Origin of the sequence: Isoptericola sp. 178 (genome assembly GCF_030586525.1) — a bacterium.
Taxonomy (GTDB): Bacteria; Actinomycetota; Actinomycetes; order Actinomycetales; family Cellulomonadaceae; genus Isoptericola; species Isoptericola sediminis.
Genome location: NZ_JAUQYN010000002.1, coordinates 832,450 through 852,865, shown reverse-complemented (window position 1 = coordinate 852,865; position 20,416 = coordinate 832,450). Strand labels below are relative to the sequence as shown.

Sequence of the window (20,416 nt, the reverse complement as noted above, 5' to 3'; positions counted from 1 at the left end):
CAAGGACGCCCCGCATGAGCACTCTCGACCCGAACACCCCCGAACCCGTCGTCACCGACGAGTCCCCGATCCGCACGACGGACCCGGTGCCCACCCCGTCCAGCCCGCCGCCGGACGTCGTGCGCGCCGCCTCGATGGAGCTCGTGGTCACCGACCTCGAGGCCAGCCGCCGGTTCTACGTCGACGTGCTGGACCTCGTCGTGACCGAGGAGGACGAGGACACCGTCTACCTGCGCAGCCTCGAGGAGTTCATCCACCACAACCTCGTGCTCCGGCGCGGGCCGGTGGCCGCCGTGGCGGCGTTCAGCTACCGCGTGCGCACACCCGAGGACCTCGACCGGGCCGTCGCGTTCTACACCGAGCTCGGCTGCCGGGTCGAGCGCCGGACCGACGGGTGGGTCAAGGGCGTCGGCGACTCCGTGCGCGTGACGGACCCGCTGGGCTTCCCCTACGAGTTCTTCCACGAGGTCGACCACGTCGAGCGGCTCGCCTGGGCCTACGACCGGCACACCCCGGGCGCGCTGGTGCGCATCGACCACTTCAACCAGGTCACGCCGGACGTCCCGCGTGCCGTGGCGTACATGGAGAACCTCGGGTTCCGCGTCACCGAGGACATCCAGGACGAGGCCGGCACCACCTACGCGGCATGGATGCGCCGCAAGCCGACCGTCCACGACACGGCGATGACCGGCGGCGACGGACCGCGCATGCACCACGTCGCGTTCGCGACCCACGAGAAGCACAACATCCTGGCGATCTGCGACAAGCTCGGTGCGCTGCGGATGACGGACAGCATCGAGCGCGGGCCGGGCCGCCACGGCGTGTCCAACGCGTTCTACCTGTACCTGCGCGACCCCGACGGCCACCGCGTGGAGATCTACACCCAGGACTACTGGACGGGCGACCCGGACAACCCCGTGGTCACCTGGGACGTGCACGACAACCAGCGCCGCGACTGGTGGGGCAACCCCGTGGTGCCGAGCTGGTACACGGACGCCTCCCGCGTGCTCGACCTCGACGGCGAGCTGCAGCCCCTCACGTCACGGACCGACGACAGCGAGATGGAGGTCACCATCGGCGCCGACGGCTTCTCCTACACCCGCAAGGGCGACACGGAGCACGGGTTCAAGCTCGGGGCGACGCTGTGAGCAGCTCTCCCGACGGCGAGCGGACGCTCGACGACCGCACGGTGACGGCGATCGCGGACGAGCTCGCCGAGGCCGAGCGCACCCGGACCCCCGTCCCGCTGCTGACCGCGCGGCACGCCGGGATGACCGTCGCCGACGCCTACGCCGTGCAGCGCACGTGGCGCGAGCGCGGTGAGGCCGCGGGCCGACGCGTCGTGGGGCACAAGATCGGCCTGACGTCGAAGGCCATGCAGGCGGCCACCGGGATCACCGAACCGGACTACGGGGTGATCTTCGACGACATGGTGCTCGAGTCGGGCAGCATCGTGGAGCACGCCGCCTGGTCCAACGTCCGGGTCGAGGTCGAGCTGGCGTTCGTGCTCGGCGAGGCGCTGCAGGGACCCGGCGTCACGGTCACGGACGTGCTGCGCGCGACGGAACGCGTCGTCCCCGCGCTGGAGATCCTCGACGCCCGCGTCGAGATGCCGGGGCGCACCATCGTCGACACCATCAGCGACAACGCCGCGATGGGCGCGATGGTCCTGGGCGGGCGGCCCGTGCGACCCGACGACGTCGACCTGCGGTGGGTCCCGGCGCTGCTGTACCGCAACGAGACGATCGAGGAGACCGGCGTCGCAGCGGGCGTGCTCGGCCATCCCGCGGCCGGCGTCGCCTGGCTGGCCGACAAGCTGGCGGCTCACGGCGACTTCCTGGCCGCGGGCGAGACCGTCCTGGCCGGGTCGTTCACCCGACCGACCTGGGTGCACCCCGGTGACACCGTGCACGCCGACTACGCCGAGCTGGGAGCCGTGACATGCCGCTTCGTCTGAGCACCGACACCTCCCTGGCCGACCTCCTGGACGCCGCCGCCTCCGAGGGCCGAGCCCTGGTCGGGGCCTGGTCGTCCCTCGGCAGCCCGCTCGCCGCGGAGATCCTCGCCGGCAGCGGCCTGGACGTCGTCCTCGTCGACGGCGAGCACGGGCCCAACGACCTGACGACGGTCCTCGGCCAGCTCCAGGCGACCGCGGCCTACCCGGTGGCCACGCTCGTCCGGGTGCCGTCCGGGGACCCCGTGCGCATCAAGCAGGTCCTCGACCTGGGGGCCACCAACCTGCTGGTGCCGATGGTGGACTCCCCCGCCGAGGCCGCCGAGGCCGTCCGCGCGGTGCGCTACCCGCCCGCGGGCATCCGCGGCGTCGGCAGCGCCCTGGCCCGCTCCTCGCGCTGGAACGGCGTCAACGGCTACCTGGACGGTGCCGACGACGGGATCACCCTCGTCGTCCAGCTGGAGACCCGCGCGGGTGTCGAGGCGGCCGAGGCGATCGCCGCCGTCGACGGCGTGGGCGCCGTGCTCGTCGGTCCCGCGGACCTCGCGGCGTCCCTGGGCCACCTGGGCCAGCAGGACCACCCGGAGGTCGTGGCCGCCGTGCACGCCGCGATCGAGGCCGGGCACCGCGCCGGCACCCCCGTGGCGGTCAACGCGTTCGACCCGGCCATTGCCGACCGCTACGTCGAGGCCGGGGCGGCGTTCGTCGCCGTGGGCGCCGACGTCACCCTCGTCGCCCAGGGTGCGCGCCGACTCGTCGCGCGCCGGGCCGACCATCGCACGTCCCCCGAGGAAGGTGAGTGACCATGAGCACCAGCAGCACGCCCAGCACCCGGGACCTGGTCCCGGAGGCCCTGGACGCCGTCCCGACCGGTCTGCTGATCGGCGGCGAGTGGCGCGACGCGTCGGACGGCGGCACATTCGCCGTGGAGAACCCCGCCACCGAGACCGAGCTCGTCCGGGTCGCCTCCGCGACCGCGGACGACGCGCAGGCCGCCATGGACGCCGCGGCGGCGGCGCAGGACTCCTGGGGCGCGACGTCGGCGCGGGAACGTGCCGAGATCCTGCGCCGGGGCTTCGACCTCGTGCAGGAGCACGCCGAGACCCTGGCCACGGTCATGACGCTCGAGATGGGCAAGCCGCTGGCCGAGTCCCGCGGCGAGGTGACCTACGGCGGCGAGTTCGTCCGCTGGTTCGCCGAGCAGGCCACCCAGGACGTCGGCCGGTACACGCACACCCCCGAGGGCAGCCTGCGCATGTTCGTGCAGCGTCGCCCCGTGGGCCCGTCGTTCCTCATCACGCCGTGGAACTTCCCCCTGGCGATGGCGACCCGCAAGGTGGCCCCGGCGCTGGCCGCCGGGTGCACGACGATCCTCAAGCCGGCCCGGCTCACCCCGCTGACCTCGATGCTGTTCGCCCGGCTGATGGTGGAGGCCGGGGTGCCGGACGGCGTGCTGAACGTCGTGCCCTCGCGGTCGGCCTCCACGGTGAGCGAACCGATCCTGGCCGACCCGCGCCTGCGCAAGCTGTCCTTCACCGGCTCCACCGCCGTCGGGCAGTCGCTCCTGCGCGACGCCGCGACGAACGTGCTGCGCACGTCGATGGAGCTGGGCGGCAACGCCCCGCTGGTCGTCTTCGAGGACGCCGACCTCGATGCCGCCGTCGACGGGGCGCTGGCCGCCAAGCTCCGCAACGGCGGCGAGGCCTGCACGGCCGCCAACCGGATGTACGTCCACGAGGACGTCGCCGACGCGTTCGTCGACCGGCTCGCGCAGAAGCTGCGCGACGTCGTCGTCGGCAACGGGCTGGACGACGGCGTGACCCTCGGTCCGCTCATCGAGCCGTCGGCGGTCGACTCCGTCCAGGCGTTCGTCGACGACGCCGTCGAGCGCGGCGCGACGCTCGTCGTCGGCGGTGACCGCCCGGACGGCACCGGGCACTTCTTCTCCCCGACCCTGCTGCGCGACGTGCCGCCGGACGCGCGCTGCATGCGCGAGGAGATCTTCGGGCCGGTCGCCCCCGTGGCGACGTTCTCCAGCGAGGACGAGGCCGTCGCGCTCGCGAACTCGACCGAGTACGGGCTGGCGTCCTACGTGTTCACCCGCGACGTCCCCCGGGGTCTGCGGTTCGCCGAGCGCCTGGAGTTCGGTCTGCTCGGGCTCAACGCCGGGGTCATCTCCAACGCCGCGGCGCCCTTCGGCGGCATGAAGCAGTCCGGGATCGGGCGCGAGGGCGGCTTCGAGGGCATCGCCGAGTACCAGGAGACCCAGTACGTCGGCATGCCGCTGGCGTAGTCCTCAGGAGCGGTCGCCCCGCCACCGGCGCGGCGACCGCTCCGGCGTCGCGGTGCCGTCCGCGCGCTCCTCGGTCCCGTCGGCCGTCGCGTCGTGCGGGCCGTGCTCGTCGGCCGAGGGCGGGGTGCGGCTGTCGTCCGCGGCGGAGCCACCGCTGGTGATCGCGTCCGCGCCCGGCGTGGCGGGACGTGCCACGGGCGAGGCGGAGTCGTCCTCGGGCGAGGCGGAGTGGTCCTCGGGCTCCGACGCCGGAGATGTGCCGGAGCCGCCTCCGTCCGTGAGGGCGCCGGCGGACGGCGGACCGGAGGCCCGCGCGGGGGTGACCTGCGGGTTCGCGGACCCGAGGACGGACCCCCCGGTCACGGTGACGCCGACCCGTTCGGCCTGCTCCCGCAGGCTGCTCAGCTCCCGTGCCACCGACCGGACGGCGAACCCGGAGACGATGTCCAGCGCCCCGGCCACGAACGCGAACAGGGCGAACACGATCGCCACGAGCCGGAGCACGTCGAGGGAGTCCAGCGGCCGGGTGACCAGCAGCAGCCCGAACAGCGTCGCCGTGATCCCGAACGCGACCATCCACGGCCAGCCGAGGTCGCGGTTCCGGGTCAGCGCGGCCCCGCCGATGATCGCCACCACGCCGAGCACGATCGCCCAGACGGCGAGCACGTAGTAGAGCGGGGTGGGCGTCAGGTCCGGCCACAGGGCCACGGCGGCACCGAAGCCGATGTTCACGCCCGCCTGGGCGAGCCACCAGGCGGATCCGACCTGCCGACGGTGCGCCACCCACTGGACCAGGACCAGCACCCCGTCGAACGCCAGGAAGATCCCGATGAGCAGCCGCAGGATCTCCAGCTCCTCGAGCGGCTCGATCATCAGCAGCAGGCCGAGCACGATGAAGGCCGTGCCCCGCAGCACGGGCAGCCACCAGATCCGCCGGAAGGGGTTGTGCGGGTCCGGCGGCGTCGCGTCGACCGTCTCGTCCGGGGTGGGTGCGTCGTCGCGTGCCATGCGAGCCCTTCGTCGATGCCTGCTGACCTGCGGCCATGCTATGCGCACCGGCGCGGACGCGCCCGGGAGCCTCAGGGAGCGGGGGCGTCCTGCGGCGGGGTGACGAGGATCAGGTCGAGGTAGGCCCCCAGCGTGGCCGCCATGTCCGGGCGCTGTGCGCGTGGGAGGTCGCGGGCGAGCAGCCACTGCAGCTGCATGCCGTCCATGATCGCGACGAGCGAGCGTGCCGTGGTCTCGAGGTCGAGTCCGGGCACGAGCTCGCCGGCGTCCCGGCGGGCGGCGAGCTCGTCGACGATCAGCGCGACCGTCCGGGCGTATCGCCGTTCGAAGTACGCGTGCGCGGGGTGGTCCGCGGAGGTCGCCTCCGCGGCGACCGAGGTGTACAGGTCGACGATGGCGGGCCGGAGCGCGTTGCGCTCCATCAGGTGCACGAGCGCGGTGAAGAGGTCGGTCCCCCGCTCCCGGTCCGCCTCGAGGTCCGCCTCGTCGACCGCGTCGCGGTGCTCCAGGAGCGCCTCGAGCACCGCGGCCTTGGTCGGGAAGTGATGCAGCAGGCCGGGATGGGAGATGCCGGCGGCACCGGCGATGTCCCGCAGCGAGGTGCCGTGGAAGCCTGCTTCCCCGAACAGCGTGATCGCCGCCTGCAGGATCTGCTCGCGCTTCCTGCGTCCCCGGGCGTAGCCCCCCGCCCGCGCGGCTCCGGCCTGCGGCGTCGCACCCGTCGTCGTCATCGCACTCCTTCGCCCGTCACGTGGCCATCATGCCAGGGTCGCGCGAACCCCGACCAGTCGGTAAGTGCCCGTTGGACCGGTCGACGAACCGTGATGACCGCCACTCCCCACCCCGGCCGACGTCCGGGCCCGACGTCGCGGTGACAGGATGTCCCGGTGACACACCGCACCGTCCGGGACGCCGCCGCGGGGATCACGGTCCTGGCGGTGGCGAACTTCGTCGCCATCACGACCGAGGTCCTGCCGGTCGGCCTGCTGCCGCAGCTCGCGGGTGGCCTCGGCGTCCCCGAGTCCACCGCCGGGTTGCTGGTGTCCGTCTACGCCTTCGTCGTCGCGGCGTGCGCGGTGCCGCTGACGCTGGCCACCCGGCGCCTGGCCCGCAAGCCGCTCCTGCTCACGACGGTCGTCGTCTACACCGCCGCGAACCTGCTCGCCGCCGTCGCACCGTCCTTCGGCGTCGTCGTGGCCGCCCGGACGCTCGGCGGCCTCGGGCACGCCCTCTTCTTCTCGGTGTCCATCGCCTACGCGGCCCGGCTGGTCTCGCCCCTGTACACGGGACGCGCCGTGACGCTCGTGACCACCGGCGGCACCTTCGGGTTCGTCCTGGGCGTCCCGCTGTCCACCTCGCTGGGGGCGGCCGTCGGCTGGCGGTGGTCCTTCGCCGTCCTGGCCGGCGTCTGCGCGCTGACCGCGGTCCTCGTCGCCCGGTTGCTGCCCCCGGTGGAGGTCGCGCCGGGTGCGGGCGAGGGCGCCTCCTCCGACGCCCGTGGCGCGCGTTCGCGCCTCGGGGTCGTCGTCGGCACCAACACCCTGCTGTTCGTGGGCCAGTACACCGTCTACACGTTCATCTCGTTGCTGCTGCTCGCGACGGGGCTCGGCGAGGCCGCGGTCGGCCCGACCCTGCTCGTCTTCGGTGCCCTGGGGATCCTGGGCCTGTGGGCGGCCGGCCGCTACCTGGACCGCAGGCCACGGACCCTGACCCTCGCCACGATCGCCGTGATGGTGCTCGCCCTGGCGGCCGTCGCGCTGGGGCTGCCGCACCAGGGCGTGGTGCTGGTCGGTGCGGCCGTCTGGCTCGCCGCGTTCGGGGCGGTGCCGGCCGCCTTCCAGACGCTGGCGCTGCGGGCCCGCGGTGCGAGCGCCGACGTCGCCGGGGCGTTCGTCAACGCCACCTCGAACCTCGGCATCGGTCTGGGGGCGGCCGTGGGGTCCGTGGTCGTCGCGGGACCGGGTCTGGCGACCCTCGCCTGGACCGGGGCGTCGGCCATGGCGCTGGCCGGTGCCGTGGTCGTCGTGGCACGGCAGGCGTTCCCGCACGACCCCGCGCGGTAACCCGCGCGTGACGATGCCGTAGCACCCTGATGGCAGGCTGGGCGCATGTCCGACGTCGGGGATGGGTCCGCAGGTCCGAGCAGCAGGCGGCGGCGTCTGGCGAGTCCGACGGAACCGATGATCACGGACTACTTCGCCGCTCCCTCCGACGCCCTGGCCGCGACGGTGCTGCAGGTCGAGGACGGGCCCAGCACACCGACGCGCGGTTCGGGCGAACCGCTCTTCGACACCGTGGCCCTGCCGTCCGTCGACCCGTTCGTCGCCCTCGCCGTGCTGGCCGGCACCACGTTCGGGCTGCCCTACGGCGAGGTGACCGGCGCCGCGCGCCACGGGCAGGTCGTCGACGGCCGCGACGAGGGCCCGTTCGTCGTCACCGTCGCCGACGAGCTGGCTGCGCACCTGGCGGCGGCGTCCCCCCACGAGCTCGGCGAGGCGGCGCACCGCTGGGTGCACGGGGGCGAGCACGCGGGCGACGCCGAGGAGCTGGCACGGGCCCTCCAGGGTCTCGGCGAGCTCGCGTGCCGGGCCGCCGACGTCCGCCACCACCTGTACTGCTGGACGCGGTGGCCGGCCCGGTGAGGGGTCAGCCGGAGAACAGCGAGGAGGCCCGGCGCAACGCGGCGCGCGCGCGGCGGCGGTCGTGGGCGGCGTCGTAGGCGAAGGCCAGGTGGTACCAGGCCCGCCAGCTCTCGGGCTCGGCCTCGACGGCCTGCTGCGCCTCCGCGAACGCGGCGTCGGCCGCGTCGCGGTCGATGCGTCCACCCGGGGACCGGGGCAGGTCGTCGACCGGGAGCTCGCCGGCCCCGGCGAGGGTGTCGGCCATGCGCTGCACCCGCGCCGCCAGCCAGAACTCGCGGGCGATGAGCCCGACCACGAGCAGCGGGATGACGAGCACCGCCACGCCGATCGCGACCAGCACCGCCTCGCCGCTGGCGATCATCGCGACGCCGCGTCCGGCGATCGCCCAGACGTAGATCGCCAGCAGCCCGGTGACGGCCAGGGCGCCGACGAGACCGCGCGGCGGGCGGCTCCGGGTGGCCGGGGACGGCTCGGACGAGGTCACGACAGGTCCAGCACGTTCTCGAGGCCGACGGTGAGACCCGGCCGCGAGCCGACCTCGCGCACCGCGAGCAGCACGCCCGGCATGAACGAGGCACGGTCGAAGGAGTCCTGCCGGATCGTGAGCTGCTCGCCGGCGTTGCCGAACAGGATCTCCTCGTGGGCGACGAGACCGCGCAGCCGGACCGCGTGCACCCGGACCCCGTCGACGTCCGCGCCCCGGGCGTCCCAGCCGTTCTGGGTGGCGTCCGGGGACGGCTCCAGGCCGGCCTCCGCCCGTGCGGCGGCGATCGCGGCCGCCGTGTGCCGTGCCGTGCCGGAGGGCGCGTCGACCTTGTCCGGGTGGTGCAGCTCGACGACCTCCGCGGACTCGAAGTAGCGCGCCGCCCGGGCGGCGAACGTCATCGCCAGCACGGCGGACAGCCCGAAGTTCGGCGCGATGAGGACGCCAGGACCCGGCCCGTCGCCCGCCGCGGCGAGCCGCTCGAGGTGCTCGGCCACCCGGCCGCGCGAGTAGTCGTCCCAGCCGGTGGTCCCGACCACGACGTCGGCGCCGGCGTCCAGCGCCGCGTGCACGTTCGCCTCGGTGGCGGCGGGGACGCTGAAGTCGACCGCGACCTGGGCCCCGGACTCGCGGACGACGGCCGCCACGTCGTCGCCGGCGCCGATGCGCGCGACGAGCTCCAGGTCCTCGGCGGCCTCGACGGCGGCGCACGTCTGGCCACCCATGCGGCCGGCCGCCCCGATGACGGCCACCCTCACGGCGCTGCTGCTGCTCACGATCATCTCCTCATTCCGTGAAGGGCCCCACCCGCACCACCGACCGCGGCCGCGCGGCCAGGTCGGCGGCGAGCTCACGCACGTCCTCGCGGGTCACGGACCGGATGCGCTCCAGGGACTCGTCGACGGTCATCAGCTCGCCCAGGACGAGCTCGGACCGGCCCAGGCGGCTCATCCGCGACCCGGTGTCCTCGAGCCCGAGCACGAGCCCGCCGGAGAGCTGCCCGACGGACCGGTCGAGCTCCGCGACGGTGATGCCGTCCTCGGCCAGCCGGTCGAGCTCGGCGCCGAGCATCGTGACGACCTCGTCGGTGCGCCCGGGCGTGCATCCCGCGTACAGCCCGAAGGTCCCCAGTCCCCCGTGGCCCTGGGCGAAGGAGTACGTGGCGTAGGCGAGCCCGCGCTTCTCCCGGATCTCCTGGAACAGCCGCGAGGACATGCTGCCGCCGAGCACCGCGTTGAGCACGGTCATGGTGAAGCGGCGCTCGTCGGTCGCGCTCAGCCCGGTGGTGCCGAGGATGACGTTCGCCTGCTCGATCGGGCGGTGCACGGTGACGTCCACGCCCTCGGTGGGCACGCCGTCCGACTCCGGGGCGTCCGACCGCCGCGGCCGCGGGCTGGCGGGGACGGTCAGGTCCCAGCCGCCGGCCGACAACGCCTCGCCGACCTGGTCGACGAGCCGGTCGTGGTCGACACCGCCCGCCGCCGCGACCACGAGGGTCTCGGGCCGGTAGTGCCACCGGTAGTGCTCCCAGACCGCCTCGCGCGGCACGCCACGGATCGCGTCCGGGGTGCCGCCGATCGGACGGCCCAGCGGGTGGCTGCCGAGCACGGCGGCGGCGAACCGCTCGTGCGCCAGGTCCGCGGGGTCGTCCTCGGCCATCGCGAGCTCCTCGAGGATCACACCCCGCTCCGTCTCGAGCTCGTCGGGGTCGAGCCGTGCCGAGGTCATCATGTCGCTGACGACGTCGACCGCCATCGGGACGTCGGCGTCGAGCACCCGCGCGTAGTAGCACGTGTGCTCCTTGCCGGTCGCGGCGTTGGCCTCGCCGCCGACGGCGTCGAACGCCTCGGCGATGTCCAGCGCCGACCGGCGCGCCGTGCCCTTGAACAGCAGGTGCTCGAGGAAATGGGTCGATCCGTGGTGCCCGTCGGTCTCGTCGCGGGACCCGACGCCGACCCAGGCGCCGACGGTGGCCGAGCGCAGCCCCGGCATGTGCTCGGTCAGCACACGCACACCGCCGGGCAGGACGGTGCGACGGATCGTCGCACCGTCCTGCCCGGCGGTCAGCTCGGCACCCGGCTGATCCGCTCCGACGAGCGGCAGGTGCTGGCTCATGGGTGAGATCAGGCCTCGCTCGCCTCGGTGGCGACGGCCTCGTCGGCGGGCTTGTCGTCCTCCTCGGTGATCGCGACCAGCGACAGCTTGCCGCGGGAGTCGATCTCACCGATCTCGACCTGGATCTTCTGGCCGATGGACAGGACGTCGTCGACGTTCTCCACCCGCTTGCCACCGACCAGCTTGCGCAGCTGGCTGATGTGCAGCAGACCGTCCTTGCCGGGGGCCAGCGAGATGAAGGCCCCGAACGAGGTGGTCTTGACCACGGTGCCGACGAAGCGCTCGCCGACCTCGGGGACGTGCGGGTTGGCGATCGCGTTGATCGACGCCCGCGCCGCCTCGGCGCTCGGGCCGTCGGTCGCACCGATGTAGACCGTGCCGTCGTCCTCGATGGAGATGTCCGCGCCGGTCTCCTCCTGGATCTGGTTGATCATCTTGCCCTTGGGCCCGATGACCTCACCGATCTTGTCGACGGGGACCTTGACCGCGATGACGCGCGGCGCGTTCGGCGACATCTCGTCCGGGGTGTCGATGGCCTCGGCGATGACGTCGAGGATCGTCAGACGGGCGTCGTGGGCCTGACCCAGCGCGGCCGACAGCACGGAGGCCGGGATGCCGTCGAGCTTGGTGTCGAGCTGGATGGCGGTGACGAACTCCCGGGTGCCGGCGACCTTGAAGTCCATGTCGCCGAAGGCGTCCTCGGCACCGAGGATGTCGGTCATCGCGGCGTAGCGGGTCTCCCCGTCCACCGTGTCCGAGACCAGACCCATCGCGATGCCCGCCACCGGCGCCTTGAGGGGCACTCCGGCGTTGAGGAGCGACAGCGTCGAGGCGCAGACCGAGCCCATCGAGGTGGACCCGTTGGAGCCGAGGGCCTCGGAGACCTGGCGGATCGCGTACGGGAACTCCTCGCGGCTCGGCAGCACCGGGACCAGGGCGCGCTCGGCGAGCGCGCCGTGGCCGATCTCACGGCGCTTGGGCGAGCCGACACGGCCGGTCTCACCGGTCGAGTACGGCGGGAAGTTGTAGTTGTGCATGTAGCGCTTGCGCGTGACCGGCCCCAGGGAGTCGATCTGCTGCTCCATGCGCAGCATGTTCAGCGTCGTGACGCCCAGGATCTGGGTCTCGCCACGCTCGAACAGCGCCGAGCCGTGCACCCGCGGGAGCACCTCGACCTCGGCCGACAGGGTGCGGATGTCCGCGAGCCCACGGCCGTCGATCCGCACGCCGTCGGTCAGCACGCGCTGACGCACGAGCTGCTTCTGCAGGGAGCGGAAGGCCGCCGAGAGCTCCTTCTCGCGGCCCTCGAACTGCTCGGCGAGCTGCTCGAGCATCCCCGCCTTGATCTCGTCGAGGCGGTTCTCGCGCTCCTGCTTGTCGCCGATCGCCAGGGCCTCGGCGGCCGGGGCGGAGACCGCGGACTCGACGGCGGCGTAGGCGTCGTCGGCGTAGTCCGGGAACAGCGGGAACTCGGCGACGTCCTTGGCCGACTGCGAGGCCAGCGAGAGCTGGGCGTCGCACAGGGCGGCGATGAACGGCTTGGCCGCGTCGATGCCCTCGGCCACGACCTGCTCGGTCGGGGCGGTGGCGCCCTCGTTCTTGACCAGGTTCCAGGCGTCGTCGGTGGCCTCGGCCTCGATCATCGCGATGGCGACGTCCTCGGAACCGTCGGCGGCGGTGACCTTGCGGCCCGCGACGACCATCTCGAAGACGGCGCGCTCCTTGTCCGAGTACTTCGGGAAGGCGACCCACTGGTCGTCGATGAGCGCGATGCGCACGGCGCCGGCCGGGCCGGAGAACGGCAGGCCGGAGATCTGCGTCGACGCGGACGCGGCGTTCATCGCCAGCACGTCGTAGGCGTCGTCCGGGTGCTGCGCCATGACGGTGATGACGATCTGCACCTCGTTGCGCAGGCCCTTGACGAAGAGCGGGCGCAGCGGGCGGTCGGTGAGCCGGCAGGTGAGGATCGCCTCGGTGGACGGGCGGCCCTCACGGCGGAAGAACGAGCCGGGGATGCGGCCCGCGGCGTACATCCGCTCCTCGACGTCCACCGTCAGCGGGAAGAAGTCGAACTGGTCCTTGGGGTGCTTGCCGACCGCGGTGGTCGACAGCAGCATGGTCTCGTCGTCGAGGTAGGCGGAGACGGCGCCGGCGGCCTGCCGGGCCAGTCGGCCGGTCTCGAAGCGGACGGTACGGGTGCCGAAGCGGCCGTTGTCGATGACGGCCTCGGCGGACTGGATCTCGGGACCCTCCACGGGTGCCCTCCTTGCTCTCGAAGGCGCCGCCCGCCCGAGCGACGGTCTTCGATCGAGGCCCTCGGAGCACACCGGGGGAACCGGCGGATCGGGGGGCCACTACCGAGGACCGGACGACGGCCCGGCGGCGCGGTGTGCGGTGTTACGTCTACAAGGACATCACACCAGACCAGCCCGGTCCCTGCGAGAGGGACCGGGCTGGTGGCGGGACGTCAGCGGCGCAGGCCGAGGCGCTCGATGAGCGCGCGGTAGCGCTGGATGTCGACCTTCTGCAGGTAGCTGAGCAGACGGCGACGCTGGCCGACCAGGAGGAGCAGACCACGACGGGAGTGGTGGTCCTGCTTGTGCTCCTTGAGGTGCTCGGTCAGGTCGGTGATCCGCTGGGTCAGCAGAGCGATCTGGACCTCCGGCGAGCCGGTGTCGCCCTCGTGAGTCGCGTACTCGGTGATGATGTTCTGCTTCGTGGCAGCGTCGAGCGGCATGGCTCTCCTTCTGGTGTCGTTGCGCGGTGCTCCGGGACTGCTTCACCGGGCGCTCTGGATCCGCGGCCGATCTACGGCAGCGACCATCGTATCAGGACAGCAGCACACCGCGGGCGCGGGCCACGTCGTGGGTCATCTGCTCGACCAGCGCCTCGATGCCGTCGAAACGGACCGTCGGGCGCAGGTGCTCGACCATCTCGAGCACCACCTCCTCGCCGTACAGGTCGAGATCGGTGCGGTCCAGGACGTAGGCCTCCACCCGACGTTCGACGCCGTCGAACGTCGGGTTGGTGCCGATCGAGATCGCCGCGGGCAGCAGCGCGTCGGGGTCCGCGGGCTCCTGGCCCGTCCGCCCGGGCCGGCGCAGCCACCCCGCGTACACCCCGTCGGCAGGGACCATGCCGGCGATGTCCCCCAGGTTGGCCGTGGGGAACCCGAGCTCGCGGCCGCGGGCGTCCCCCCGCACGACGACGCCCCGCACCCGGTGGGGCCGGCCCAGGACGTCGGCGGCCTGGGCGACGTCGCCCTCGGCGATCAGGGCGCGTGCCGCCGAGCTGGACCAGCGCTGGCCGGCACCGTCCTGCGCGGGCTGGCACTCCCCCACGTCGTCGATCGCCACGACCTCGAACCCGTGGCGCCCGCCCAGGTCGACCATGGTGGCCAGCGTCCCGGCGTTGGCCCGGCCGAAGCGCACGTCGTGGCCCACGACGACGCTGCGCGCACCGAGCGCCCCGGTGAGGTAGCGCGTGACGAACTCCTCGGGGCTCTGCTCCGCGAAGTCCAGGGTGTAGCGGATCACGAGGACGGCGTCGAGGCCGGTCTCCGCCAGCAGCTCGAGGCGGTCGTCGATCCCCGTGATGAGCTCGGGAGCGGAGTCGGGACGGTGGACGGCGGCGGGGTGCGGGTCGAAGGTCACGGCGACCGCGGCGCAGCCGTCGGCGCGCGCCAGGCGGACGAGTCGGGCGAGCACCGCCTGGTGACCGCGGTGCACGCCGTCGAAGTTGCCGATCGTCACGACCGACGGACCGAAGTCCTCGGGGACCTCGGAGAGGTCCGTGAACACCTGCACGCCGATCGCGCTCCTCGTTGCCGGACGGGCCGACGCCTCACGACGCCGACGGATCAGGATAGTCCCGCTCAGGCCGGGGCGAGGACCAGGACGGGCTTGGCCCGCCGTTCCCCGCGCCGCGTCGTGTCCTCCAGCAGGGCGACGAGCGTGCCGTCCGGGGCCAGGCCCGCCACGGTGCCCCGCATGCCGGTCGGGGTCACCCACTGCCCGTAGCCCAGGGCCCGGGCCTCGGCGTCGGTCAGCTCACGGACGGGGAAGGTGCTCCGCGCGGCGTCGCCGAGCGGGAGGGTGGCGAGCACGCCGTCGGCGTCGGCCTGGGCCTCGAGCTCGTCGAGGGTCCGGGCACGATCGAGCGGGTACCCGCCGACACGGGTGCGGCGCAACGCGGTCAGGTGCCCGCCGACGCCGAGCGCCTCGCCCAGGTCCCGGGCCAGCGCACGCACGTACGTGCCCGAGGAGACCACCACCTCGACGTCGACGTCGAGCACCGCCACGCCGCCGTCGGCCGTGGCCGGACGGGTCTCGAGCACCTCGAACGAGCTCACGGTGACGGGACGGTCGGCGAGCTCGACCTCCTCGCCGGCACGGGCCCGGGCGTAGGCCCGGCGTCCGTCGACCTTGATCGCGCTGACGGTGCTCGGGACCTGCCGGATGTCGCCGGTGAGGGCGGCGACCTGCCGCGCGAGGGCGGCAGGGTCCACGCCCTCGCCCACGCCCCGGGCCTCGAGGGTCTCGCCCTCGGCGTCGTCGGTCGTCGTGGAGACACCCAGCCGGATCGTCGCCCGGTAGGCCTTGTCCGCGCCCACCACGTAGGTGAGCAGCTTGGTCGCCCGACCGACGCCGACCACCAGCACACCCGTCGCCATCGGGTCCAGGGTGCCGGCGTGCCCGACCTTGCGCGTGCCCGCCAGCCGCCGGCAACGCCCGACGACGTCGTGGCTGGTCCAGCCGGCCGGCTTGTCGACGATCAGCAGACCGTCCGGCGCCGTCGGACGGCGCGGCGGGCGCGCCGTGCCACGGTCGGCCACGGGATCTCCCCTCTCCCCCACCGCCACGCGCAGGAGGTGCCGGGCCGGATCGCTCCGGCCCGGCGGACCTTCTCCCCGCGGCATCGGGGCGGTCGTCAGTCGGTGTCGTCGTCCGACGTGCGGTACGGGTCGGCGTCACCGGCCGGGGACTTGCCCTCGCGCAGCGCCGCGAGCTCGGCGTCCCGCAGCCGCGCCTGGGACAGCGCCTCGTCGAGGTGCGCCGCCGTCTCCGGCACGGAGTCCAGGTGGAACTCGATCGTCGGCGTCAGCCGCACGCCGGTCTGCTTGCCGACCTCGGAGCGGATCATGCCCTTGGCGCTCTCCAGCGCCGCCGCCGTGCCGTCGCGGTCCTCGTCGCTGCCGAGGACCGTGTAGAACACCGACGCCTGCTGCAGGTCGCCGGTGACACGGACGTCCGTGACCGTCACGAAGCCGAGTCGCGGATCCTTGATCCGCGTGTCGAGCATCTGCGCGACGATCTCCTTGATGCGGTCCGCCAACCGGCGCGCCCGCGGGTTCTCGCTCATCCGTCCTCCTTGTCCTGACGCCGACGGCGCCCCGCCCCCACCGCGCTCGGCGGTGCGGACGGGGCGCCGTCGTCCGTCCCGACCTTCTCAGGCGCGGGGGATCTCGCGCATCTCGAAGGTCTCGATGATGTCGCCCTCGACGATGTCGTTGTACGACCCGAGTCCGATACCGCACTCGAAGCCCTCGCGGACCTCGGTGACGTCGTCCTTCTCGCGTCGCAGCGACTCGACCGTGAGCTCGTCGCCCACCACGCGGCCGTCGCGCAGCACGCGGGCCTTGGTGTTCCGTCGGATCGTGCCCGACCGGACGATCGAACCGGCGATGTTGCCGAACTTCGAGGACCGGAAGACCTGGCGGATCTCGGCGCTGCCGAGCTTCGCCTCCTCGTACTCCGGCTTGAGCATGCCCTTGAGGGCGGCCTCGATGTCGTCGATGGCCTGGTAGATCACCGAGTAGAACTTGACCTCGACGCCCTCGCGCTCGGCCAGGTCCTCGACACGCTCGCCGAAGCGGACGTTGAAGCCGAGGATCACGGCGTTGTCGACCGTGGCCAGGTTGACGTCGTTCTGCGTGATCGCACCCACACCGCGGTGGATGACGCGCAGGTCGACCTCGTCGCCCACGTCGATCTTGAGCAGCGCGTCCTCCAGCGCCTCGACGGCACCGGACACGTCACCCTTGATGACCAGGTTGAGCGTCTCGACCTTGCCCTGCTCGAGAGCCTTGGTGAAGTCCTCGAGGCTGATGCGCTTGCGCCGCTTGGCCAGCAGCGCGGCACGCTCGGCCGCCTCGCGCTTCTCGGCGATCTGACGAGCGGTGCGCTCGTCGGGTGCGGCGAGGAACGTGTCGCCGGCGCTCGGCACCGACGCCAGACCCAGGACCTGGACCGGACGCGCCGGACCCGCCTCGGTGACGGACTCGCCGTGCTCGTCGAACATCGCCCGCACACGACCGTGCGCGGTGCCCGCGACGATGGCGTCGCCGACGCGCAGCGTGCCCGACTGCACCAGGACGGTGGCCACGGAACCGCGGCCCTTGTCCAGGTGGGCCTCGATCGCCACACCGCGGGCGTCCTTCTCCGGGTTGGCCCGGAGGTCGAGCGCCGCGTCAGCGGTCAGCAGGACGGCCTCGAGGAGGCTGTCGATACCCTGGCGCCGCAGCGCGGAGACCTCGACGAACATCGTGTCGCCGCCGTACTCCTCGGCCACGAGGTTGTACTCGGTGAGCTGCTGGCGGATCTTGTCGGGGTTCGCCCCCTCCTTGTCCACCTTGTTCACCGCCACGACGATCGGCACGTCCGCCGCCTGGGCGTGGTTCAGCGCCTCGATCGTCTGCGGCATCACGCCGTCGTCCGCGGCCACCACGAGGATCGCGATGTCCGTCGCCTTGGCACCACGGGCACGCATGGCCGTGAAGGCCTCGTGACCCGGGGTGTCGATGAACGTGACGGCCCGGTCGGCGCCCTCGTGCTCGGTGTGCACCTGGTAGGCACCGATGTGCTGGGTGATCCCACCGGCCTCACCGGCGACGACGTCCGTGGACCGGATGGCGTCCAGCAGCTTCGTCTTACCGTGGTCGACGTGACCCATGACGGTCACGACCGGCGGCCGCGCCTCCAGGTCCTCGTCGGTCTCGTCGGCCTCCTCGGCCTGCAGGTCGATGTCGAAGGACCCGAGCAGCTCGCGGTCCTCCTCCTCGGCGGAGACCATCTCGATCTTGTAGCCGAGCTCCGACCCGAGCGTGACGAACGTGTCCTCGTCCAGCGACTGCGTCGCGGTCGCCATCTCGCCCAGGTGCAGGAGCACCGTGACCAGCGCCGCCGGGTTCGCGTCGATCTTGTCCGCGAAGTCGTTCAGGGACGAGCCGTAGCGCAGGCGCACCAGGGTGTTGCCGTTGCCGCGCGGGACCGAGACGCCACCCGGCGTCGGGGCCTGCATCTGCTCGAACTCTTGACGCTTCGCCCGCTTCGACTTGCGTCCCCGGACCGGCTTGCCGCCGGCGCGACCGAACGCACCCTGGGTGCTGCCACGGCCGGCGCCGCCACGGCCGCGGAACCCGCCGCCGCCACCGGGACGGAAACCGCCCCGACCGCCACCGGGACCGCCGGCACCACCGGGACCGCCCGGGCCGCCACCGCGACCACGGCCGCCGCGACCACCGCCGCCGGGACGCTCGCCCGGTCGCGGCATGCTGGTCTTGCCCGGCATCATGCCCGGGTTCGGGCGCGGGGCGCCCGGACGCGGAGCGGCCGGACGCGGGGCACCCGGACGCGGACCGCCGGAGCGCTCGGCCGGCTTGCCCTCGCCGCGCGCGGGCCGCTGCTGCATGCCCTGCTGCGAGGAGTACGGGTTGTTGCCCGGCCGCGGACCCCCGCCACGCTGCATGCCCTGCTGGGACGCGTAGGGGTTGTTGCCCGGCCGCGGACCGCCGCTGCGGCCGCCACCACCGGAACGCTGCCCGCCCGGCTTCGGTGCACCCGGCTTGGGGCCGCCACCCGGCTTGGGCGTGGCGCCCGGCTTCGGTGCCGACCCGGGGGTCGGAGCAGCGGGCTTCTCGGCCTGCGGTGCCTTCTCGGCAGCGGGCTTCGGGGTCTCCGCCGCCGGCGCCTTCTCGGCACCCGGCTTCGGCGCGGCCCCGGGCTTCGCCGCACCCGGCTTGGGTGCGGAACCCGGCTTCGGCGCCTCGGCGGGCGTCGAGGCGGCAGGCTTCGCGGCCTGCTCGCCGGCCGCCGCCGGTGCACCCGGCTTGGGCGCGGCGGGCTTCTTCTTCGGGGCGGGCTTGGCGGACTTGCCGTCCTTGGCCGCTCCGGCGTCGGACGCCGTGAACTTGCCACGCATCATGCGCTCGACCGGTGCCTCGAGCGTCGAGGACGCCGACCGGACGAATTCACCTGAGGCCTTCAGCTCGGCCAGCAGGGTCTTGCTCTCCACCCCGAGCTGCTTCGCCAGCTCGTGGACGCGGATCTTCGCCACATCTCTCCTGTCTCGGCCCCACCGAGACAGGCAGGACCGTCGCTAGTACTGAGTACTCATCGTTCGGGACTCATCGGGTGCCCATCGGCTTCTGACCCGCTTCCTTGTCGACGTACGCGTGTGCGGCCGGGCGAGGACGCCCGGTCGCGACGGGGGCGGCACCGACGGTGCCGCCCAGGTTCTTCAACGGTCCTGGTGCTCCAGATATGCCCGGACCGGCTCCAGGTCCACCGGGCCACCCGCACGCAGTGCGCGCGGGACGGCCCGTCGCCGGACGGCACGGTCCAAGCAGGCGAGGTCCTCATGGATCCAGGCTCCACGCCCCGGCAGGCACGCCCGGACGTCGACCGCGACGCGCGGGGCGTCGTCCGACGTCACGAGGACCAGCCGCAAGAGCTGCGACCGCAGGTCGCGCTGCCGGCATCCGACACACGTCCGCACCGGTCCCACCGGTCGTGGCGGGGTGGTGGCGGGGCGTGCCGGAACAGGGTCGCGCGACCCGATCCCCTCCAGTCTAACGCGACTGCTCATGGGCCTCGACCAGCTCAGGCTTCCTCGACCGCGTCCCCGTCGGCCACCGCCCCCGGCGTGCCCTCGTCGGAACGGATGTCGATCCGCCACCCCGTGAGCTTGGCCGCGAGCCGGGCATTCTGCCCTTCCTTGCCGATCGCGAGCGAGAGCTGGTAGTCCGGCACGACGGCGCGGGCGGCCTTCGCCTCCGCGTCGACGACCGTGACAGAGCTCACACGGGCCGGGGACAGGGCGCTCGCCACGAAGCGGGCCGGGTCGTCGCTGTGGTCGACGATGTCGATCTTCTCCCCGTGCAGCTCCGCCATGACGGCGCGCACGCGCGAACCCATCGGGCCGATGCAGGCGCCCTTGGCGTTGAGCCCGGGCACCGTGGACCGCACGGCGACCTTGGAGCGGTGCCCGGCCTCCCGGGCGACGGCGGTGATCTCGACCGACCCGTCGGCGATCTCCGGGACCTCGAGCTCGAACAGCTTGCGGACGAGACCCGGGTGGGTGCGGCTGAGCGTGACCTTGGCGCCCTTCATGCCACGGGCGACCTCCACGACGTAGGCGCGCAGGCGCTCGCCGTGGACGTACTTCTCGCCCGGCACCTGCTCGTGCGGCGGCAGGACGGCCTCGATCTCGCCGACGTCCACGAGCACCGTCCGCGGGTCGTGACCCTGCTGGATCACGCCGGCGAGGATCTCGCCCTCCTTGCCGCGGAACGTGCCCAGCACCTGGTCGTCCTCGGCGTCGCGCAGACGCTGCACGATCACCTGGCGGGCGGTGGCGGTGGCGATCCGGCCGAAGTTCTCGGGCGTGTGGTCGAACTCCGGGCCCAGCTCGATCGTGCCCCGGCCCTCCGGGTCCTCCGGGTCGGGCGTCCGGATCTGCTCGCGGGCCCACACCGTGACGTGCCCCGACTTGCGGTCGAGCTCGACCCGCGCGTGGTGGTAGGCGTTCGGGGTGCGGTGGTAGGCGGACAGCAGCGCCTGCTCGATGGCCTCGACCAGCAGGTCCAGGCTGATCTCCCGCTCGCGCTCCAGCATCCGCAGCGCGCTCATGTCGATGTCCAT

Annotated in this window: 19 protein-coding genes; 6 read left to right on the top strand and 13 right to left on the bottom strand. The window is 73.2% G+C overall.

Translation table 11 applies throughout. The features are described from left to right. Positions 1-14: 14 nt before the first annotated feature. From hpaD to Q6349_RS08455, 4 genes are read left to right on the top strand one after another with little or no spacing between them, the layout of a single operon-like run. Positions 15-1,148 (top strand): 3,4-dihydroxyphenylacetate 2,3-dioxygenase, encoded by a 1,134-nt coding sequence (gene hpaD / locus Q6349_RS08470; RefSeq protein ID WP_171247794.1) that lies wholly within the window; start codon positions 15-17, stop codon positions 1,146-1,148. Further along, the gene (hpaH, locus tag Q6349_RS08465; protein WP_304603679.1) at positions 1,145-1,957 is read left to right on the top strand and encodes a 2-oxo-hept-4-ene-1,7-dioate hydratase; all 813 of its coding nucleotides are present in this window, start codon (positions 1,145-1,147) and stop codon (positions 1,955-1,957) included. The genes hpaD and hpaH overlap by 4 nt, the downstream gene beginning before the upstream one ends. Then, complete coding sequence (locus Q6349_RS08460; RefSeq protein ID WP_304603678.1) at positions 1,942-2,757, top strand: aldolase/citrate lyase family protein; 816 nt, start codon at positions 1,942-1,944, stop codon at positions 2,755-2,757. The genes hpaH and Q6349_RS08460 overlap by 16 nt, the downstream gene beginning before the upstream one ends. A gap of 2 nt (positions 2,758-2,759) precedes the next feature. Beyond that, positions 2,760-4,247 (top strand): NAD-dependent succinate-semialdehyde dehydrogenase, encoded by a 1,488-nt coding sequence (locus Q6349_RS08455; protein ID WP_304603677.1) that lies wholly within the window; start codon positions 2,760-2,762, stop codon positions 4,245-4,247. Between the two features lie 3 nt (positions 4,248-4,250). On the opposite strand, the gene Q6349_RS08450 is transcribed toward Q6349_RS08455, so the two are convergent. Together Q6349_RS08450 and Q6349_RS08445 are read right to left on the bottom strand one after the other, a co-directional pair. Beyond that, a complete protein-coding gene (locus tag Q6349_RS08450) occupies positions 4,251-5,255 on the bottom strand; it encodes an HdeD family acid-resistance protein (RefSeq protein WP_304603676.1) in 1,005 nt (334 codons plus the stop codon). Between the two features lie 71 nt (positions 5,256-5,326). Beyond that, positions 5,327-5,986 carry a TetR/AcrR family transcriptional regulator gene (locus Q6349_RS08445; RefSeq protein ID WP_304603675.1) on the bottom strand — a complete coding sequence of 220 codons (660 nt, stop codon included), beginning with the start codon at positions 5,984-5,986 and terminating at the stop codon, positions 5,327-5,329. 156 nt (positions 5,987-6,142) lie between these two features. On the opposite strand from Q6349_RS08445, the gene Q6349_RS08440 reads away from it, so the two are divergent. Together Q6349_RS08440 and Q6349_RS08435 are read left to right on the top strand one after the other, a co-directional pair. Next, entirely contained in the window at positions 6,143-7,318 is a 1,176-nt protein-coding gene (locus Q6349_RS08440; RefSeq protein WP_304603674.1) for an MFS transporter, read from the top strand. Between the two features lie 117 nt (positions 7,319-7,435). Next, positions 7,436-7,897, top strand: coding sequence for a hypothetical protein (locus tag Q6349_RS08435; RefSeq protein ID WP_304603673.1), 462 nt, complete (start codon positions 7,436-7,438; stop codon positions 7,895-7,897). Between the two features lie 4 nt (positions 7,898-7,901). Here Q6349_RS08435 and Q6349_RS08430 read toward each other — a convergent pair whose 3' ends face one another. The 11 genes from Q6349_RS08430 to nusA all read right to left on the bottom strand — a co-directional run bounded on the left by Q6349_RS08430 (position 7,902) and on the right by nusA (position 20,416). After that, positions 7,902-8,381, bottom strand: coding sequence for a hypothetical protein (locus Q6349_RS08430; RefSeq protein ID WP_304603672.1), 480 nt, complete (start codon positions 8,379-8,381; stop codon positions 7,902-7,904). Beyond that, a complete protein-coding gene (gene dapB / locus Q6349_RS08425) occupies positions 8,378-9,157 on the bottom strand; it encodes a 4-hydroxy-tetrahydrodipicolinate reductase (protein WP_304603671.1) in 780 nt (259 codons plus the stop codon). Before dapB ends, Q6349_RS08430 begins: the two co-directional genes overlap by 4 nt. A 10-nt stretch (positions 9,158-9,167) precedes the next feature. Further along, a complete protein-coding gene (locus Q6349_RS08420; protein ID WP_171246274.1) occupies positions 9,168-10,496 on the bottom strand; it encodes a pitrilysin family protein in 1,329 nt (442 codons plus the stop codon). Positions 10,497-10,504: 8 nt separating this feature from the next. After that, positions 10,505-12,751 carry a polyribonucleotide nucleotidyltransferase gene (locus Q6349_RS08415; protein WP_171246275.1) on the bottom strand — a complete coding sequence of 749 codons (2,247 nt, stop codon included), beginning with the start codon at positions 12,749-12,751 and terminating at the stop codon, positions 10,505-10,507. Between the two features lie 212 nt (positions 12,752-12,963). Next, complete coding sequence (gene rpsO, locus Q6349_RS08410; RefSeq protein ID WP_171246276.1) at positions 12,964-13,233, bottom strand: 30S ribosomal protein S15; 270 nt, start codon at positions 13,231-13,233, stop codon at positions 12,964-12,966. Positions 13,234-13,324: 91 nt separating this feature from the next. Further along, positions 13,325-14,302 carry a bifunctional riboflavin kinase/FAD synthetase gene (locus Q6349_RS08405; RefSeq protein WP_304603670.1) on the bottom strand — a complete coding sequence of 326 codons (978 nt, stop codon included), beginning with the start codon at positions 14,300-14,302 and terminating at the stop codon, positions 13,325-13,327. 68 nt (positions 14,303-14,370) lie between these two features. Continuing rightward, positions 14,371-15,330, bottom strand: a complete 960-nt coding sequence (truB, locus tag Q6349_RS08400) for a tRNA pseudouridine(55) synthase TruB (protein ID WP_304603669.1) — start codon at positions 15,328-15,330, stop codon at positions 14,371-14,373. A gap of 95 nt (positions 15,331-15,425) precedes the next feature. Continuing rightward, the gene (gene rbfA, locus Q6349_RS08395) at positions 15,426-15,857 is read right to left on the bottom strand and encodes a 30S ribosome-binding factor RbfA (RefSeq protein ID WP_304603668.1); all 432 of its coding nucleotides are present in this window, start codon (positions 15,855-15,857) and stop codon (positions 15,426-15,428) included. A gap of 87 nt (positions 15,858-15,944) precedes the next feature. Then, complete coding sequence (gene infB / locus Q6349_RS08390) at positions 15,945-18,830, bottom strand: translation initiation factor IF-2 (protein ID WP_304603667.1); 2,886 nt, start codon at positions 18,828-18,830, stop codon at positions 15,945-15,947. Between the two features lie 183 nt (positions 18,831-19,013). Continuing rightward, positions 19,014-19,361 (bottom strand): YlxR family protein, encoded by a 348-nt coding sequence (locus Q6349_RS08385; RefSeq protein WP_304603666.1) that lies wholly within the window; start codon positions 19,359-19,361, stop codon positions 19,014-19,016. A 14-nt stretch (positions 19,362-19,375) separates the two neighbouring features. Next, a complete protein-coding gene (nusA, locus tag Q6349_RS08380) occupies positions 19,376-20,416 on the bottom strand; it encodes a transcription termination factor NusA (RefSeq protein ID WP_304603665.1) in 1,041 nt (346 codons plus the stop codon).

Excerpts from the sequence above, each read along its gene's own strand:
- Q6349_RS08420 (WP_171246274.1), bottom strand. The coding sequence starts at position 10,496 with ATGAGCCAGCACCTGCCGCTCGTCGGAGCGGATCAGCCGGGTGCCGAG.
- Q6349_RS08460 (WP_304603678.1), top strand. The coding sequence starts at position 1,942 with ATGCCGCTTCGTCTGAGCACCGACACCTCCCTGGCCGACCTCCTGGAC.
- rbfA (WP_304603668.1), bottom strand. The coding sequence starts at position 15,857 with ATGAGCGAGAACCCGCGGGCGCGCCGGTTGGCGGACCGCATCAAGGAG.
- Q6349_RS08435 (WP_304603673.1), top strand. The coding sequence starts at position 7,436 with ATGATCACGGACTACTTCGCCGCTCCCTCCGACGCCCTGGCCGCGACG.
- Q6349_RS08385 (WP_304603666.1), bottom strand. The coding sequence starts at position 19,361 with ATGAGCAGTCGCGTTAGACTGGAGGGGATCGGGTCGCGCGACCCTGTT.
- rpsO (WP_171246276.1), bottom strand. The coding sequence starts at position 13,233 with ATGCCGCTCGACGCTGCCACGAAGCAGAACATCATCACCGAGTACGCG.
- hpaD (WP_171247794.1), top strand. The coding sequence starts at position 15 with ATGAGCACTCTCGACCCGAACACCCCCGAACCCGTCGTCACCGACGAG.
- nusA (WP_304603665.1), bottom strand. The coding sequence starts at position 20,416 with ATGGACATCGACATGAGCGCGCTGCGGATGCTGGAGCGCGAGCGGGAG.
- Q6349_RS08450 (WP_304603676.1), bottom strand. The coding sequence starts at position 5,255 with ATGGCACGCGACGACGCACCCACCCCGGACGAGACGGTCGACGCGACG.
- Q6349_RS08445 (WP_304603675.1), bottom strand. The coding sequence starts at position 5,986 with ATGACGACGACGGGTGCGACGCCGCAGGCCGGAGCCGCGCGGGCGGGG.
- Q6349_RS08455 (WP_304603677.1), top strand. The coding sequence starts at position 2,760 with ATGAGCACCAGCAGCACGCCCAGCACCCGGGACCTGGTCCCGGAGGCC.